Genomic DNA, 16,339 nt, shown 5'->3' on the forward strand with positions numbered 1-16,339 from the left:
ATTCTGATACTTTATGTATATCAATACTTCTTCTTACTCAAACTCCGATGTAAAGTGCAACTTTAAGTTCGGATATTTTTGTTTTACCATCTCAATAGAGAAAGCTGAGTCGGCTAAGAAGACTAATTGATTCTGCTTATCGCGTGCTAAGAACTTCTGTTTTACGCGTAAGAAATCAAGATACTCAGCATCTTTGGGGTTTTCAGGCGTCTCTACCCAACAAGCTTTATAAATAGGAAAGTTTTCATAACTACACTTTGCCCCATACTCGTGTTCTAATCGATACTGAATCACCTCGTATTGGAGTGCTCCTACCGTCCCAATTACTTTGCGACCGTTGAAGTCTAACTTAAAGAGCTGTGCTACCCCTTCGTCCATTAGCTGGTCAATGCCTTTTTCTAATTGTTTAGATTTCAGTGGGTCAGCATTGTTAATGTAGCGGAAGTGCTCAGGAGAGAAGCTCGGTATCCCCTTAAAGTGCAATATTTCACCTTCGGTAAGTGTATCGCCTATCTTAAAGTTTCCCGTATCGTGCAAACCCACAATATCCCCCGCATACGAGATATCCACTACTTCTTTCTTTTCGGCAAAGAAAGCATTTGGACTGGAGAACTTCAACTTCTTGCCCAGACGCGTATGTAAATAAGGTTTATTACGCTCGAATGTGCCCGAAACAATTTTTACAAACGCCAAACGGTCGCGGTGGTTAGGGTCCATATTTGCGTGAATCTTGAAAACGAAGCCCGTAAAAGTAGGTTCTTCAGGGTTTACGATGCGCTCTTCACTGGCTTTCGGGCGGGGCGAAGGAGCAATTTCCACAAAACAATCCAAGAGTTCTCTTACCCCAAAATTGTTCAATGCCGAGCCAAAAAATACGGGTTGTTGGTCTCCTTTGAGGTAGGCTTCTCTATCAAATTTAGGATATACTTCATACACTAACTCCAAATCGGAACGGAGGTTCTCGGCAGATTGTTCGGATATAATCTTCTCTAATTCAGGACTGTTAATATCGTTGAAGGCAATAGTCTCCTCTATATTCTTACGGCTGTCGCCTGAAAAAAGGTTGATATTCTTCTCCCAGATGTTGTAAATCCCTTTGAAATCATACCCCATCCCTATGGGGAAACTCAGCGGAGTAACCTTTAAGCCCAACTTCTGTTCTACTTCGTCCAACAGGTCAAAGGCGTCTTTCCCTTCACGGTCTAACTTATTAATGAACACAATCATAGGAATATTGCGCATACGGCACACCTCAACGAGTTTTTCGGTTTGCTCTTCCACCCCTTTGGCAACGTCAATAACCACGATTACACTGTCCACAGCCGTGAGAGTGCGGAAGGTATCCTCGGCGAAATCCTTGTGCCCGGGGGTATCTAAAATGTTTATTTTATGCTCTTTGTAGTTAAAAGCCAGCACCGAAGTAGCTACGGAAATCCCACGTTGGCGTTCAATCTCCATAAAGTCGGAGGTAGCTCCTTTCTTTATTTTATTCGATTTCACCGCACCAGCTTCTTGGATAGCCCCCCCGAAAAGTAAGAGTTTTTCGGTAAGGGTTGTCTTTCCCGCGTCGGGGTGAGAGATGATGCCGAAGGTACGGCGTTTTTGTATTTCTTGTTGTAAAGACATAAAGTTAATTTGCTAATTGACAAATTTGCTGATTTGCTATTTTTTAAAGGGTATAATTGGTAGCGAGTTCACTATCATTAATGCTGTTACCTTATTAGTCGAACATTCTTCGTAAGTGCTTACATACGAACAACCATAGGTTGTAAACAACAGCGCTACCACACTGAATATTAATAAGATTCTTTTCATTCTTACTAATATTTTATCCAAAAATCGGGTGCAAAAGTAGTGAATAAACTCCAAAAAGAGACATAAATAAGTAAAAAATTCACTTTACCTTAATTTAATCCTCCTCTTAACCTCAACGTACCCCCACCCTTCCTTCGCTTATTAGTTATCTGCCCGTGCAGTTCGCACCGTCATTTGTTCGTTCTTTCTCCATCTGCCCGTGCGGCTCGCACCGTCTTTTGTTCGTCTTTTGTTTATCTGCCCGTGCGGCTCGCACCGTCATTTGTTCGTCATTTGTTCGTCATTTGTTCGTCATTTGTTCGTCATTTGTTCGTCATTTGTTCGTCTTTTGTTCGTCTTTTGTTCGTCTTTTGTTCGTCTTTTGTTTATTTGCCTGTCGTGCTACGACTGCCCGTGTGGCTCGCACCGTCTTTCCTATAAGCTTCTCCCAAATTAACCATTAACCATTAATCATTAACCATTAAACAATCGGTATTATTAGCATTATTAGCATTTTTGGCATTGTGGTATTAAACTCATTTATCCATTTGATAATCAATAAATATATAAGAGCATTCACCCCTTATACCAGCCTTTCAAATGTAAATAAAATATATTTTTTTAGGACTTTATTTTTCTATGTTCAGTAAAATATATATCTTTGCCGTTTGAAGAGATAAAATAAGTAAATTATTTAATTAAAAAAATGCAAAACAAAGGACTTGTGAAACTATTTGCCATATTGTTTGGGCTAATATGTATTTATCAGCTTTCATTCACTTACGTGGCAGGTAGAGTAGAAGATGAAGCCAAAGCATTCGCTGAGGCAAAAGTGCCTAATACTCAAGCTGACTATATCGCTAAACGCGAAGCTATAGAAGCGAAGTATTTGGACGATAAAATGGGGCAAGATGTCTATAACCTCGGTTTTACAAAATTCACTTATGGTGAAGTAAAAGCTAAAGAATTGAACCGTGGTCTTGACCTTAAAGGCGGTATCAACGTGATTCTGCAAATTTCCGTAAAAGACATCTTGAGAGGTCTTGCTGACAACTCCAAAGACCCTATCTTTAACAAATCATTAGCCGAAGCCGATGAACAGCTCCGCAAAACCGACAAAACCTATTTGGATTTGTTCTTCGAGGCTTACGCTAAGAACGGAGGTAAATTAGCCTCCCCCGATGTGTTCGCTAATAAAACTCTCAGCGACCAAATCAACTTCCAAATGAGTGATAGTGAGGTGCGCCCTATCATCAGAAAACGCGTAGACGAGTCTATCGTATCTGCTTTTGAGGTATTGCGCAAACGTATCGATAAATTTGGTGTTTCTCAACCTAATATCCAGCGCCTTGGTAACTCAGGTCGTATTCTTGTAGAACTTCCAGGTGCTAAAGATATCACTCGTGTGCAATCACTCTTGCAAAGTACCGCTCAGCTTGAGTTCTGGGAAACTTATAAGAATACTGATGTTTTCCCTTATTTACAAGCCCTCAACGAGCAACTTAAATCTACTGCTAAAACTACAGATAAAGTAAAAGATACGCTCACAGCCGCTACTCAATCAGGTAGTAGTGCTATCGACTCTCTACTTACTGATGTAAAGAAGGATTCTGTTCCTACTCAACAAGGAAAAGGAAATCCTTTGTTTGACCTTATCAAAGCTAATTCTTATGAAGGTTCTCCAGTACTTTTTACAGTAAGTTTAAAAGATACTGCTCAAGTAAATAGCTATATCAATTCTCCTGAAGCAAAACATTTGATTCCTGCTTCATTGCAGTATGTAAAATTCGCTTGGGGTAAACCTGATAAAAAGACCTCCCTTATCGAACTTTATGCCCTAAAAGGTAACCGCGATAACACCCCTCCTCTTACAGGTAACGTAGTAACCCAAGCCGAACAAACCTATGATGTTCGTAACCAGCCTGCCGTATCTATGCAAATGGACGGTAAAGGAGCCCGCATTTGGGAAGCGCTTACAGGTAAAGCATTTACTCAAAACACCAATATTGCTATCGTACTCGATAACATCGTATATTCAGCACCAGGAGTAACTACAGGTGCTATTTCAGGAGGTCGCTCTGAAATTACAGGGCATTTTACTTTAAATGAAGCTGTCGACCTTGCTAACGTGCTCCGTGCTGGTAAATTACCTGCAAGCGCTGATATCGTACAATCTGAAATCGTAGGACCTTCTTTAGGACAAGAAGCTATTGATAGTGGTATGAACTCTTTCCTTATCGCTACTATCTTCATCTTTGCGTGGATGATATTCTACTACGGTCGTGCCGGTATTTATGCCGACCTCGCTTTGGTATTCAATATACTCCTTATATTTGGAGTGCTAGCAAGTATAGAAGCTGTACTTACGCTCCCTGGTATTGCGGGTATCGTGCTTACCATTGGTATGGCAGTCGACTCGAACGTGCTGATATTCGAGCGGTCGAAAGAAGAACTGCGCAAAGGTAAAAACATCAATCAAGCAGTGGTTGATGGTTTCAAACACGCCCTATCGTCTATCTTAGACTCTAACATTACTACAGCACTTACTGCTCTTATCTTGTTGTTCTTTGGTAGTGGTCCTATCCAAGGTTTTGCAACTACCTTGCTTATTGGTATTGCAACTACTTTGTTCACCGCTATCTTTATCACTCGTTTGTTTATTGACTATAGCGTTGAGAAAAAACATACGCTTACTTTCACCACTCCTATTACTAAGAACTGGTTCAAAAATGTAGATCTCAACTTCATCGGCAAGCGCAAAATAGGATATGCTTTTTCTATTATCCTATCAATAATAGGTATCATTTCTCTCTCTACTCGTGGTCTCGACCAAGGTATCGATTTCGTAGGTGGTAGAACTTACCAAATTCGTTTTGAAAAAGAAGTAAACCCTACCCAAGTAGCCGACGCACTCAAACTTACTTTAGGAAATGTGGAAGTGAAGACTTTTGGTGCTCCTAACCAAGTTAAAATTTCTACCAAATACAAAGTACAAGAAGAAAGTACTGAAGTAGATAATGAAATACAAGAGCTCTTGTACAAAGGCTTACAGAAATTCTTACCTGAAGGTACTTCATTCGATAGTTTTGCTAAAGCTACTTCTACTGATAAGATTGGTATTATGCAATCTATGAAAGTAGGGCCTACTATCGCTGAAGATATTAAGAGCAGTGCGTTCTGGTCAGTTATCGGTTCGCTTATTGTAATCGGTCTATATATCTTATTCCGTTTCCGAAGATGGCAGTTCTCTATGGGTGCGATTGTATCTTCAGCACACGACGTGCTAATGGTACTCGGTATCTACTCGCTCACTTATAGCATTATGCCTTTCAATATGGAAATCGACCAAGCCTTTATCGCAGCTATCCTTACAGTAGTAGGTTACTCACTAAACGACACGGTGATTATCTACGACCGTATCAGGGAAGTAATGCGTGAGCCTCATTGGTCAAGGGAGAAAATCAATCACGCGCTCAACGCTACCCTTAGCCGTACCTTGAACACCTCATTCACTACTTTGGCAGTACTCGTTACTATCTTTATCTTTGGTGGTGAAACCTTGCGTGGCTTTATGTTTGCTATGATTATCGGGGTTTTCATCGGTACTTACTCTTCTGTCTTCGTGGCAGCTCCTCTCATTTACGATACTGTAAAGGACGAAGCTGACCATACTAAAGAACAATCTAAGAAGTAATATCTAATTACTGAATATATAAAAGGGACTTTCCTAAAAAGGATAGTCCCTTTTTCTATGCGGGTAGAAAAAAGTGATAAACTACTTGCAAATATCAATTATAAACCCTAACTTTGCCTTTCAAAAAAACTAAGTAATATGAAAACATACGACATTGTTATCATCGGTTCAGGTCCTGGCGGTTATGTAGCAGCTATCCGCGCAGGTCAATTGGGCTTTAAAACTGCCCTTATTGAAAAATATAATACCTTAGGAGGCACTTGCCTTAATGTAGGTTGTATCCCTTCTAAAGCCTTACTGGACTCTTCTCACCACTACGAAAACGCTTCCAAACACCTCGAAGCCCACGGTATTGAAATCACAGGCAAAGTAAAGTTTAGCTTAGAGAAAATGATTGCTCGTAAAGCAGCTGTGGTAGAGCAAACTTGCGCAGGGGTAAAATTCCTAATGGAGAAAAACAAAGTAGACGTTTTTACCGGGGTAGGGAGCTTTGTATCACCCACACAAATTAAGATTACTCCTAATAAAGGCAAGGCAGAGACCATAGAAGCCAAGCACACCATTATTGCTACCGGCTCTAAACCTGCCTCCTTACCTTTTATTACAGTCGATAAAGAACGTATTATTACTTCTACTGAAGCCCTCCAGCTAAAAGAAGTACCAGAACACCTCATCGTAATTGGTGGGGGCGTAATAGGCTTAGAATTGGGGCAAGTATACAGTCGCTTAGGAGCTAAAGTGTCGGTAGTAGAATACACCGATAGCATTATCCCTACGATGGATAGAGGCTTAGGGCGCGAACTTACCAAAGTACTCAAAAAACAAGGCTTTGCTTTCTATACAGGTCATCAGGTGAAAGAAGTAACTCGCAAGGGCAAAACGGTAACTGTAAAAGCTACCACTCCCAAAGGCGAAGAGCTTATCCTTAAAGGTGATTACTGCTTAGTAGCCGTAGGTCGTCGCCCTTATACCGAGGGTCTTAACCTCGAAGTAGCAGGTGTACAGAAAGACGAGCGCGGTAGGGTAATAGTAAACGACCACCTGCAAACCAATGTGCCTAACATCTATGCCATAGGTGATGTAGTACGCGGGGCTATGCTCGCCCATAAAGCCGAAGAAGAAGGCGTATTGGTAGTAGAACAACTCGCTGGACAAAAACCACATATCGACTATAATCTTATCCCTGGTGTTGTTTACACCTGGCCTGAAGTAGCTTCAGTAGGAAAAAGTGAAGAGCAACTAAAAGCTGACGGCATAGCCTATAAAGTAGGGCAATTTGCTTTTCGTGCCTTAGGGCGCGCCCGTGCCAGTATGGATACCGACGGCTTTGTAAAGATTTTAGCTGACCCCAAAACCGATGAAGTACTTGGCGTACACATCATTGGAGCTCGTGCTGCCGATATGATAGCCGAAGCCGTTACAGCAATGGAGTTCCGTGCCAGTGCCGAAGATATCGCTCGCATCTGCCACGCTCACCCTACCTTTACCGAAGCAATAAAGGAAGCCGCCCTTGCTACCACCGAAAACCGCGCTATCCATAGTTAACTACCGATGCCTATACAGGTAATAAAGATTTAAGTTCGATAGAAGGATATACGTTGCAATTAATGATTAGTGGTAAATACAGTGATAAAAATAATTAAGAAAAAGTTTGTTTCTTTCAAAATAAATAGTAACTTTGCCTCAACTAACCTTTAATCATTAATCATTATGAGTAGATTTTCCGATACCCAAACCGCTTTTGCCCTCAAAAGCCAATCCGAACTCAACTGGGCTTACCGCCTTTTTAAACTTATTGGCAGTAATACCCTTACTCGTGTGGGCACTGCCCTTACCAACTTCTCCTTAAAACTGCGCCTGCCCGTCGAAGGACTCATCAAGCGCACCGTCTTTAAGCAGTTCTGCGGAGGTATCTCCGAACAAGACTGCCTTCCCGTAATCCAAAAGATGCATCAAAAAGGAGTAGGCTCTGTGCTCGACTATTCCGTAGAAGGTAAAGAAGACGAATCCTCTATCGAAGCTACTTTCGAAAAAACAATGGAAACCATCGATTTTGGTAATCTCCATCGCGACGAAGGTATTCCTATTGTGGTATTTAAACCTACGGGATTTGGGCGTTTTGCCATCTTCCAAAAACTCACCGAGAAAAAAGCCCTTACCCCCGAAGAAGAAAAAGAATGGGAGCGCATCAAATCTCGTTTCGACGCAGCCTGCAAGCGCGCCTACGAGTATAAAATTCCTATTTTGGTAGACGCCGAAGAAAGCTGGATGCAAACTGCTGCCGATGACCTCGTAGAAGAGATGATGCAGAAGTACAACAAAGAAGAACCTATCGTATACAATACCTTGCAAATGTACCGCCACGACCGTTTGCCTTACCTAAAAGAACTTTATGAACGTGCCGTAGATAAAGACTTCTACATAGGCGTAAAAATCGTACGAGGTGCCTATATGGAAAAAGAAAACGAACGCGCTGCCGAGCTAGGCTATCCCACTCCCATTTGCCCCAGCAAGCAAGCAACCGACGATAATTATAATGCTGTTGTGCGCTATATTATTGACCATATCGATAGGATTGCGCTCTTTGCAGGTACTCACAACGAAGAAAGTGCTGCCCTGGTAATGGATTTGATGCACAAAAAAGGCTTGCAACCTAACGACAAACGCGTGTGGATAGCACAACTCTACGGTATGAGCGACCATATCAGCTTCAATGCCTCTAAGGAAGGCTATAACGTAGCCAAGTATTTGCCTTTTGGTCCCGTGCGCGAAGTAATGCCTTACCTTATCCGCCGAGCCGAAGAAAATACCTCAGTAGCAGGGCAAACAGGACGTGAACTCACTTTGTTAAAAGCAGAGAAAAAGCGCCGAAAAGAAACTGCTAACCAGTAAAAATAAGTTTTTATTATTCGTTGTAACTCTCGTTTTTGCACTTCTCGCAAAAACGAGAGTTATTTTTATTCCCAATTACTACCCTCTTACCTTCGCTCATTGTTCGTTTTTTGTTCGTCTTTTCTTTATCTGTCCGTGCGACTCGCTTCGTCATTTGTTCGTCATTTGTTCGTCATTTGTTCGTCATTTGTTCGTCATTTGTTCGTTCATTGTTCGTTCATTGTTCGTTCATTGTTCGTTCATTGTTCGTCTTTTGTTCGTCTTTTGTTCGTCTTTTGTTCGTCTTTTGTTCGTCTCACTTTTTCCGTTACTACACTCCCTCTCCTTGGGAGAAGTCTCCGAATAGGAGAGTATGTGATTGGGGAGAGGATATTTTGTTCGTCTTTTCTTTATCTGCCCGTGCGGCTCGCACTGTCACTCGCCATTGATTTGGTATTTTTGGCATTATTGGCATTATTGGTATTAAATTAGTTGCTAATTCAAAAAAAAGTTGTACTTTTGCGTGATTTTCTATCTTAAAACAAAAAATATAAGAATGGCACGTTCCATCGATTCATTTAACAAACGAAGATTAATTACCTCCTATTTTTCGGTAATAGTGAGCATTACCTTAGTGCTCTTTCTTATGGGCTTTTTTAGTTTTCTAGTATTAAGTGCTAATAAATTAGCCAATTACTTCAAAGAGCAAGTAACCGTTACCGTCTTGATAAAGGACGACGCTAAAAATGCCGACATCGAACAGTTACAGAAAACTCTTTCGGTAGCGAGTTTTGTAAAGTCAGTGCGTTTTGTATCAAAAGAAGTTGCTGCCGAAAAGTTCAGTAAGGATATCGGCGAAGATTTTGTTACCTTCATCGGTACTAACCCTCTGCAAAACACCATCGATTTAAGCCTAAAAGCCGAATATGCCGAGCCCGATAAGATGCGCGAAATCAAACGTGAGTTAGAGCAAAACTCTTTTGTTACCGAAGTAGTATACGACCAATCTTTGGTAGCTCTTATCCACGAAAATGTGAACAGAATAGGTATTGTTACATTAATTTTCAGCGCCCTATTCACTTTTGTATCTATCTTGCTTATCAATGCCTCTATTCGCCTCTCCATTTATTCCAAACGTTTTATCATCAAAACAATGCAATTAGTAGGGGCTACGCGCAGTTTCATACGCCGTCCGTTTTTATGGACAAATGTACGCTTGGGTATTCTCAGCGCTCTAATAGCCATAGTGCTTTTTTATCTATCGTTATTAGCTATTGTAAAGTCATATCCTGAGTTTAATATCTTAATGGACACTGGTACTTTAAGCATTGTTTTTATAAGCATTATAACCATTGGGATACTCATCAGTTGGCTAAGCACCTATTTTGCTACACAACGTTTCCTAAACCTCAATACCAACGACCTTTATTATTAACCATTAATCATTAATAATTAATCACTGATGAAACATCATTCAACTTTCATTTTTGAAAAGAAAAACTATCTTATTATGGCTATTGGCTTAATAGTAATAGCCCTTGGTTTTATAACAATGAGCGGTGGTGGTAGCGATAATCCCGCTGTGTTCGACCCCTCTATTTTCAATTTCCGACGTATTCACTTAGCTCCTGCTTTGGTACTTTTAGGTTTTGCCATTGAAATTTATGCCATTCTGGTAAATCCTAAAACTGATAAAAAACAAGACAAAAAATAAGAATGAGTACACTGCAAGCTATTATTATTGCTATTATCGAAGGACTCACCGAGTACCTTCCTATCTCATCAACCGCACATATGGGCTTTACTGCTGCCCTTATGGGAATGCCCGACGATGAGTATTTAAAAATGTTTCAAGTGTCCATACAGTTTGGTGCTATCCTTTCGATAGTAGTACTGTATTGGCGCAAGTTCTTCGACTTTTCTAATTGGAACTTCTATTTCAAATTAGCCTGTGCCGTTATCCCTGCTCTTATATTAGGTAAGCTTTTCGATGATAAGATTGAAGCAGTTTTGGGCAACCAAAAAGCGATTGCTATTACTCTAATTGTGGGCGGTATTATCCTTATTTTTGTAGACAATTGGTTCAAACATCCTACGATTCACAACGAGAAAGACATCACAATAAAGAAAGCCGTTACTATTGGTTTTTGGCAGTGTTTAGCAATGATGCCAGGCACTTCGCGCTCTGCTGCTTCTATTATTGGTGGAATGACGCAAGGGCTCACTCGCAAAGCTGCCGCTGAGTTCTCTTTCTTCTTAGCCGTTCCTACAATGCTGGCTGTAACCGTGTATTCTATTTTCTTGAAGAAATGGGGTACTGCCCAGGAGAAAGGCTACGAGCTGATAATGAAAACTGATGAGAGTTTTTGGTTGTTTATCATAGGTAATGTAATAGCTTTTGTGGTAGCAATGATAGCCGTGAAATTCTTTATACATATCCTCACCAAATTTGGTTTTAAAGTATGGGGCATTTACCGCATTGTTATTGGAGCAGTATTACTGATTTATTTCTCAATTAACAATTAGTTATTTTTCCCTCCTACCCTTACCTTTTACTTTTTACCTTTTACTTTTTACCTTTTTGTTAAAAATGAAAATATTACTTTTAATTGTAGCTTTCTGTTTTATTCTCATTCAATCTATAAAAGCTCAAACCGATAGCTTATCAGTACTCCACGAGTCGGTACTCACAGCCGATACTTTGCAAGTAGCTACTGAAAAACCTAAACTCAAACAGGTATTACTTCCTGCTTCTCTCATTACCTTAGGAGTTATCTCCAACGCTACCTATATCAATCGTTATGTACAACGACACGCTTATAGATATTCCGGCGGACAGAAGTTGCGCTTCGATGATTATATACAGTATCTACCTATTGCTAGCGTCTTTGCTTATAGCAATTTAGGTATAAAAGCCAAGCACAGTGTAAAGGAACGACTCATAGTAGGAGCTACGGCTTATGCCATTACGGCAGCTTTAGTAAATGGAGTAAAATATAGTGTCAGAATACATCGTCCCGATGAAAGTGCTTACAATTCTTTCCCTTCAGGACATACAGCTACCGCTTTTACAGGTATGGAAATCCTTTGGCAAGAGTACAAAGATGAGAATATATGGGTAGGTATCAGTGGCTATGCTATAGCTACCACCGTAGGTGCAATGCGTTTGTACAATAATCGCCATTGGATAGGCGATGTGCTTGTAGGGGCAGGTATAGGTATCCTTAGTGCCAAAACAGCCTATTGGCTCTTGCCATATACTTCCAAATGGCTTACACGCAAAGAGAAATCTTCAATACAAATGGTTGTTTACCCCGTTTATTCCGAAGAAATGAAAGGAGTAGGGCTCACCTTATTTCGCTAAAAACACCTTCTAATGGCTATTATTACCACTATATTAAACAAAGTTCCACGCCCTTGGCTTATAAAGATGAGCTATTGGGTGCGTCCGTTTTTAGCTTTCTACTTGCGAGGAAAGAAATACCAAGACCCTATTGATGGCAAGACTTTTAGGAAATTCTTACCATATGGCTACGGCAAAGCTCGCCCCAATGTACTCTCGCCCTCTACCCTATCGCTTGAACGCCACCGATTGCTTTGGCTCTATCTTACTCGTGAAACCGATTTCTTTACACGTGAGCTAAAAGTGCTACACGTCGCTCCTGAACAAGCTTTCTATAAACGCTTTAAAAAACAACCTAATCTCAATTACCTCACCACCGACCTATATTCTCCTTTGGCAGATGTAAAAGCCGATTTGTGTGCTTTGCCTTTTGAAGACGAATGTTTTGATGTGATATTTTGCAACCACGTATTGGAGCATATCCAAGATGATACCCAAGCAATGAAAGAGCTTTATCGTGTGATGAAAAAGGGGGGTTGGGGTATTTTTCAAGTACCACAGGACTACCACAGAGCCATTACGTTTGAAGATAACACCATTACTGACCCGAAAGAACGCACCCGTATTTTTGGTCAGTATGACCACGTAAGGGTCTACGGTTTAGACTATTTTGATAAATTGCGCAGTATAGGCTTTGAAGTAGAGGAACTGCAATACGCTTCCCATTTCACAGCTGAAGAAATAGAACGGTATCGTATTGTTGCTGAAGAAATCATTCCTTTGTGCAAGAAAAAGTAAAAATTTAATAATTAAATAATGAAATATCTATTTTTAAGTATCGCAATAGGTTTAGTAGCTTGCCAGTCTTCCGTAAAAGATGAAATTCATCTTATAAGTGGAGAGGCACAAGGTAGTACTTATCACATTAAGTACATTAGCAAAACTAAAGAAGACTTAAAACCTGCCATAGACTCTATTTTACAAGTGATAGATAAGTCTATGTCTACCTATAAACCAGATTCTGACATTTCTAAAATCAATGCAGGAGATAAAAATGTAGTGGTAGACGAACATTTCAGGAAGGTTTTTGAAGCCTCTCAGCAAATATGGCAAGAAAGTGAAGGGTTATTTGACCCTACGGTAGGTGTATTAGTAAATGCTTGGGGGTTCGGTAAACAAAAGATAACTGAGGATAAACTCCCCACAGATGAAAAAATAGCAGAACTGAAGAAATACGTAGGCTTTAATAAAGTACATCTCACAGCTGATAACCATATTGAAAAAGAGTCTCCTGAAATACTGTTTGACTTTAATGCCATAGCACAAGGCTATACCTCCGATGTAGTTGCGGCTTTCCTCAGCTCAAAAGGTATTGAGAATTATATAGTAGAGATAGCAGGTGAGATGTATCTGAAAGGAAGGAATACTGTAGAGAACAAAGCGTGGACGATAGGCGTAGAAAACCCTATCAAACCTTTGGACGACCGCGAATTGGTAGCTACTATACAATTTACCAATCAAGGATTGGCAACCTCTGGTAACTATCGCAAAGTATGGACAGATAGTAATGGGAGCAAATATGTACATTCTATTAACCCTATTACCGGACGCGCTACCCAAAGTGATGTGCTCAGTGCTACAGTAGTTGCTCCTTCCACTATGTTTGCTGATGGATATGCCACTATGTTTATGGTAATGGGATTGGAAAAGAGCAAAGCTTTCTTAGAAAAACACCCCAATATGGCTGTACTTTTAGTGTATAGTAACGAACAAAACGAAGAACTTACCTTTAAGACAAAGGCTTTTGAAAAATTAATAATTCAGTAAAGATTTTTTATTTATGAAAATAGGAATTATAGGTGCAATGGAGCTTGAGATAGATAGTTTAAGAGCTTCTATTGAGTCTTGCAAAGAAACTAAAATAGGGCGTTTTGTTTTTTATGAAGGTTCTCTTAATGGGATAGAAGTAGTATTATTACTTTCAGGCATAGGTAAAGTAAGCGCTTCGGTTGCGACCACTTTACTTATAGAAAGATACAATCCATCGCTTATTATTAATACAGGTACTGCCGGAGGCTTAGGTGATACTTCGGTACACGATATAATCTTAGCTAATGAAGTACGCCACCACGATGTAGACGTTACGGCTTTTGGGTATGAAATAGGTCAGCAAGCACAAATGCCTCCTGCCTTTATTGCTAACACGCAATGGACAGAAAAACTAAAACAGGTAGCCGAACGATACAGCCATACACTTCACTACGGACAAGTAGTAAGTGGGGACTCTTTTATTTCGTCACCCACCCGACTACAAGAAATTGCTAATACCTTCCCTAAAGCAAAAGCCGTAGAGATGGAAGCAGCAGCTATTGCTCAAACCTGCTACTTATTAAACATTCCATTTGTAATGCTTCGCGCTATTTCTGATAAGGCAGGCGAAGGGAATGCGGTATCATATGAGACTTTTGTAGTAGAGGCAGGCAAACTGTCTGCAACTATTATAAAAGCATTCTTAGCCTCTATCTCTGAAACATAGGGAAAGTGTACACATATAACAAATAAGGGACTGAATTATATAATTCAATCCCTTATTTTTTTATACTTATAGAAATATTCCTATTTTAAAAATTGACGTACTTCTTCTTTTAAATGGCTTAGTGCATTAGCCGAAGGAGTGGCTTTTTCTACAAACTCTTTAAATATAGCTTCTACCATAGCTTGTGAGTCTTTTACCTCTTCGGTTAGGGCTACTTTACGGATTATTTGAATAGTAGCCATTTTAGCAGTACGAATAATATTCCATAGCTTTTCACTGAGGTATATTTGTTGTGCTAAGTTATGTTCAAATTCTTCATCAATAGAGTTTACGAGCAATGTTTCATACTCTTTCTTAGAAAAGTTATGAGGAGGAATGCGCAGAAATAGTTGTTGAGGAGACATTCGCTCTAAGAAAAGTGTCATTCGCTCGTATGCTTGTAAGCGGATAGGCATTGTATACTTTTGGTTTTCTTTATGAAGAAGAAACAATCGCTTTTTATCTTCATTTTCAATATGTATTCTAAAAAAATAAAAGGCTACCGCTCCTACAATAAGAGCCGGAACGCAATACATAATAAAGGTAATAATCTGGTCAGACATAAATAATTAAGATTCTTTTGATAATAATATTTTTTCTAAGTTAGGACTGAAAATATCTTCAAAAGCCGATATGATGCGTCCGTTTTTATCTATAATTACTGATTTGTTGATATTATTGATTAAAAACTTTTGAGACAAATCTATGAAATTGATAGAGTGATATTGGTCAGTCCAATCGGTATTTGAGATTTGTTTGCGCCATTGAGTTTTATCCTGCCCTATATCAATACCTACAAACTTTACATTGGGGAATAGCTTCTTTAACTGACTCACTCTTCCGAAGATAAGTTTAGAAAGCTCTTTCTGATTGACCGACCAAAAGTAATAAATAGTTACCTCCGGCTGTTGTATTTCCGAAAACTTAGTAGGTTCACCGTTTGCATTAATCAAATCAAAATCGGGAGGAATTCTTCCCGCTTGTAGTGCTATTACGTTTCTAAATACCTTATCTAATTCGGCTTTATACTTATTATCTTTGTTATACTTAGCAAATTTATCGAAGTAATCTTTATACTCGGTGTGTTCTTGGATATTAAAAATATAAGCATAAGCTGCATTTCGGTATAGGTTATCTCTCAAACTTCCCTTGGTAAAAAGACTATCGATGATTTTAATCTTTTGCAAATGGAAACCTAATTCCCTACTTACATCTACCAAAGTGTGAGTATCATAGGTGTATTGGGTAAAAGCCAGATTATTGACATACATTACCATATACCTATAATAGGGTCGGAAATACTCTAAAAAGCTATCGTTATAATTAATTTGTTTACGATAGTCGTAAAAGTTATAGGGTAGTAAATCTACGATTGAAATGTTGTTCTTATTTTGATAAACAAAAGGATATATCTCCATTTCCTTATAGATAGGAAAAGTAGCGCTTACTAAGGCTAAATCTTTTGCTTTCTCGGTGAGCTGAGGATTTAGTTTGAGAAAATCATCATACTCCCGTTTTCTTTCTTGATATAAGGAATCACTTTTGTTTTTGTACTGCATAGGTGGCAAAGAATGAAACTTCCTAAAAACTTCTTCTTGCGCATCTGACATCTTAGATTGTGAGAGTAAGAAGTTATTAATAGCAGAGCCTTTACCCGAGAATGAAATACTTTCTTCAAAACTTAGTGCATTGGCATACACTACCACACTGTCCTTAGGTTCTACATACACATATTGATACTTACCATCTGTTTCAAAGTTAAACAACTCTCCTTCGGTTATATTTAGGTTAAACAGGAAAGTTTTATTCTTATCTAAATAAGCAGTATCTATAGGAGTATCATTGCTGTATAGAACAACAAAAGAGTCCTTTGCATTAGGGAAAAAGCCACTTATTATAGTAGGCTCATTATGCTTACCCTTGCAAGCGATTAAAGTGCTAAAAAGCACCCATAATATTAGCCGATTCATCTTCATCACCAATAAGCATTCAACTATTTGGGGGCAAAAATATAACATTATCTAAACACGGTAAGTTAAGAATATGTTAAAAATATACCCAC

Annotated in this window: 15 protein-coding genes; 10 read left to right on the top strand and 5 right to left on the bottom strand. The window is 39.4% G+C overall.

All coding sequences use genetic code 11. The features are described 5' to 3' along the window. Window positions 1-33 precede the first annotated feature (33 nt). Window positions 34-1,626 carry a peptide chain release factor 3 gene (locus tag ACSQ7D_RS09365; RefSeq protein WP_437136057.1) on the bottom strand — a complete coding sequence of 531 codons (1,593 nt, stop codon included), beginning with the start codon at window positions 1,624-1,626 and terminating at the stop codon, window positions 34-36. Window positions 1,627-1,662: 36 nt separating this feature from the next. Next, window positions 1,663-1,815: a hypothetical protein gene (locus tag ACSQ7D_RS09370; RefSeq protein WP_155813351.1), complete on the bottom strand. Its 153-nt coding sequence runs from the start codon at window positions 1,813-1,815 to the stop codon at window positions 1,663-1,665. A 685-nt stretch (window positions 1,816-2,500) separates the two neighbouring features. Between ACSQ7D_RS09370 and secDF the strand changes: the two genes are divergently transcribed. From secDF to ACSQ7D_RS09385, 3 genes are all read left to right on the top strand, one after another. Continuing rightward, window positions 2,501-5,488, top strand: coding sequence for a protein translocase subunit SecDF (secDF, locus tag ACSQ7D_RS09375; RefSeq protein ID WP_437136059.1), 2,988 nt, complete (start codon window positions 2,501-2,503; stop codon window positions 5,486-5,488). Window positions 5,489-5,626: 138 nt separating this feature from the next. After that, the gene (lpdA, locus tag ACSQ7D_RS09380; protein ID WP_437136060.1) at window positions 5,627-7,033 is read left to right on the top strand and encodes a dihydrolipoyl dehydrogenase; all 1,407 of its coding nucleotides are present in this window, start codon (window positions 5,627-5,629) and stop codon (window positions 7,031-7,033) included. A gap of 165 nt (window positions 7,034-7,198) precedes the next feature. After that, a complete protein-coding gene (locus ACSQ7D_RS09385) occupies window positions 7,199-8,380 on the top strand; it encodes a proline dehydrogenase family protein (protein ID WP_437136061.1) in 1,182 nt (393 codons plus the stop codon). A 13-nt stretch (window positions 8,381-8,393) separates the two neighbouring features. On the opposite strand, the gene ACSQ7D_RS09390 is transcribed toward ACSQ7D_RS09385, so the two are convergent. Further along, complete coding sequence (locus ACSQ7D_RS09390) at window positions 8,394-8,534, bottom strand: hypothetical protein (RefSeq protein WP_437136062.1); 141 nt, start codon at window positions 8,532-8,534, stop codon at window positions 8,394-8,396. A 381-nt stretch (window positions 8,535-8,915) separates the two neighbouring features. Between ACSQ7D_RS09390 and ACSQ7D_RS09395 the strand changes: the two genes are divergently transcribed. From ACSQ7D_RS09395 to ACSQ7D_RS09425, 7 genes are all read left to right on the top strand, one after another. After that, window positions 8,916-9,794, top strand: a complete 879-nt coding sequence (locus tag ACSQ7D_RS09395) for a cell division protein FtsX (protein WP_002672636.1) — start codon at window positions 8,916-8,918, stop codon at window positions 9,792-9,794. A 27-nt stretch (window positions 9,795-9,821) separates the two neighbouring features. Beyond that, the gene (locus ACSQ7D_RS09400) at window positions 9,822-10,073 is read left to right on the top strand and encodes a DUF3098 domain-containing protein (protein ID WP_053580777.1); all 252 of its coding nucleotides are present in this window, start codon (window positions 9,822-9,824) and stop codon (window positions 10,071-10,073) included. A 2-nt stretch (window positions 10,074-10,075) separates the two neighbouring features. Further along, a complete protein-coding gene (locus tag ACSQ7D_RS09405) occupies window positions 10,076-10,885 on the top strand; it encodes an undecaprenyl-diphosphate phosphatase (protein ID WP_002672638.1) in 810 nt (269 codons plus the stop codon). 64 nt (window positions 10,886-10,949) lie between these two features. Next, window positions 10,950-11,723: a phosphatase PAP2 family protein gene (locus tag ACSQ7D_RS09410; RefSeq protein WP_002672639.1), complete on the top strand. Its 774-nt coding sequence runs from the start codon at window positions 10,950-10,952 to the stop codon at window positions 11,721-11,723. A gap of 12 nt (window positions 11,724-11,735) precedes the next feature. Next, window positions 11,736-12,500 carry a class I SAM-dependent methyltransferase gene (locus ACSQ7D_RS09415; RefSeq protein ID WP_015783133.1) on the top strand — a complete coding sequence of 255 codons (765 nt, stop codon included), beginning with the start codon at window positions 11,736-11,738 and terminating at the stop codon, window positions 12,498-12,500. 18 nt (window positions 12,501-12,518) lie between these two features. Continuing rightward, entirely contained in the window at window positions 12,519-13,529 is a 1,011-nt protein-coding gene (locus ACSQ7D_RS09420; RefSeq protein WP_437136065.1) for an FAD:protein FMN transferase, read from the top strand. Between the two features lie 13 nt (window positions 13,530-13,542). Next, the gene (locus tag ACSQ7D_RS09425; protein ID WP_009410258.1) at window positions 13,543-14,238 is read left to right on the top strand and encodes a 5'-methylthioadenosine/adenosylhomocysteine nucleosidase; all 696 of its coding nucleotides are present in this window, start codon (window positions 13,543-13,545) and stop codon (window positions 14,236-14,238) included. A gap of 80 nt (window positions 14,239-14,318) precedes the next feature. On the opposite strand, the gene ACSQ7D_RS09430 is transcribed toward ACSQ7D_RS09425, so the two are convergent. Then, window positions 14,319-14,840 carry a hypothetical protein gene (locus tag ACSQ7D_RS09430; RefSeq protein ID WP_437136067.1) on the bottom strand — a complete coding sequence of 174 codons (522 nt, stop codon included), beginning with the start codon at window positions 14,838-14,840 and terminating at the stop codon, window positions 14,319-14,321. A gap of 6 nt (window positions 14,841-14,846) precedes the next feature. Then, window positions 14,847-16,253, bottom strand: coding sequence for a TlpA family protein disulfide reductase (locus tag ACSQ7D_RS09435; RefSeq protein WP_437136068.1), 1,407 nt, complete (start codon window positions 16,251-16,253; stop codon window positions 14,847-14,849). Window positions 16,254-16,339 lie beyond the last annotated feature (86 nt).

This window comes from Capnocytophaga sp. G1920 (assembly GCF_051417515.1).

Coding starts and splice junctions, on each gene's coding strand:
- ACSQ7D_RS09365 (WP_437136057.1), bottom strand. CDS start 1,626: ATGTCTTTACAACAAGAAATACAAAAACGCCGTACCTTCGGCATCATC.
- ACSQ7D_RS09370 (WP_155813351.1), bottom strand. CDS start 1,815: ATGAAAAGAATCTTATTAATATTCAGTGTGGTAGCGCTGTTGTTTACA.
- secDF (WP_437136059.1), top strand. CDS start 2,501: ATGCAAAACAAAGGACTTGTGAAACTATTTGCCATATTGTTTGGGCTA.
- lpdA (WP_437136060.1), top strand. CDS start 5,627: ATGAAAACATACGACATTGTTATCATCGGTTCAGGTCCTGGCGGTTAT.
- ACSQ7D_RS09385 (WP_437136061.1), top strand. CDS start 7,199: ATGAGTAGATTTTCCGATACCCAAACCGCTTTTGCCCTCAAAAGCCAA.
- ACSQ7D_RS09390 (WP_437136062.1), bottom strand. CDS start 8,534: ATGACGAAGCGAGTCGCACGGACAGATAAAGAAAAGACGAACAAAAAA.
- ACSQ7D_RS09395 (WP_002672636.1), top strand. CDS start 8,916: ATGGCACGTTCCATCGATTCATTTAACAAACGAAGATTAATTACCTCC.
- ACSQ7D_RS09400 (WP_053580777.1), top strand. CDS start 9,822: ATGAAACATCATTCAACTTTCATTTTTGAAAAGAAAAACTATCTTATT.
- ACSQ7D_RS09405 (WP_002672638.1), top strand. CDS start 10,076: ATGAGTACACTGCAAGCTATTATTATTGCTATTATCGAAGGACTCACC.
- ACSQ7D_RS09410 (WP_002672639.1), top strand. CDS start 10,950: ATGAAAATATTACTTTTAATTGTAGCTTTCTGTTTTATTCTCATTCAA.
- ACSQ7D_RS09415 (WP_015783133.1), top strand. CDS start 11,736: ATGGCTATTATTACCACTATATTAAACAAAGTTCCACGCCCTTGGCTT.
- ACSQ7D_RS09420 (WP_437136065.1), top strand. CDS start 12,519: ATGAAATATCTATTTTTAAGTATCGCAATAGGTTTAGTAGCTTGCCAG.
- ACSQ7D_RS09425 (WP_009410258.1), top strand. CDS start 13,543: ATGAAAATAGGAATTATAGGTGCAATGGAGCTTGAGATAGATAGTTTA.
- ACSQ7D_RS09430 (WP_437136067.1), bottom strand. CDS start 14,840: ATGTCTGACCAGATTATTACCTTTATTATGTATTGCGTTCCGGCTCTT.
- ACSQ7D_RS09435 (WP_437136068.1), bottom strand. CDS start 16,253: ATGAAGATGAATCGGCTAATATTATGGGTGCTTTTTAGCACTTTAATC.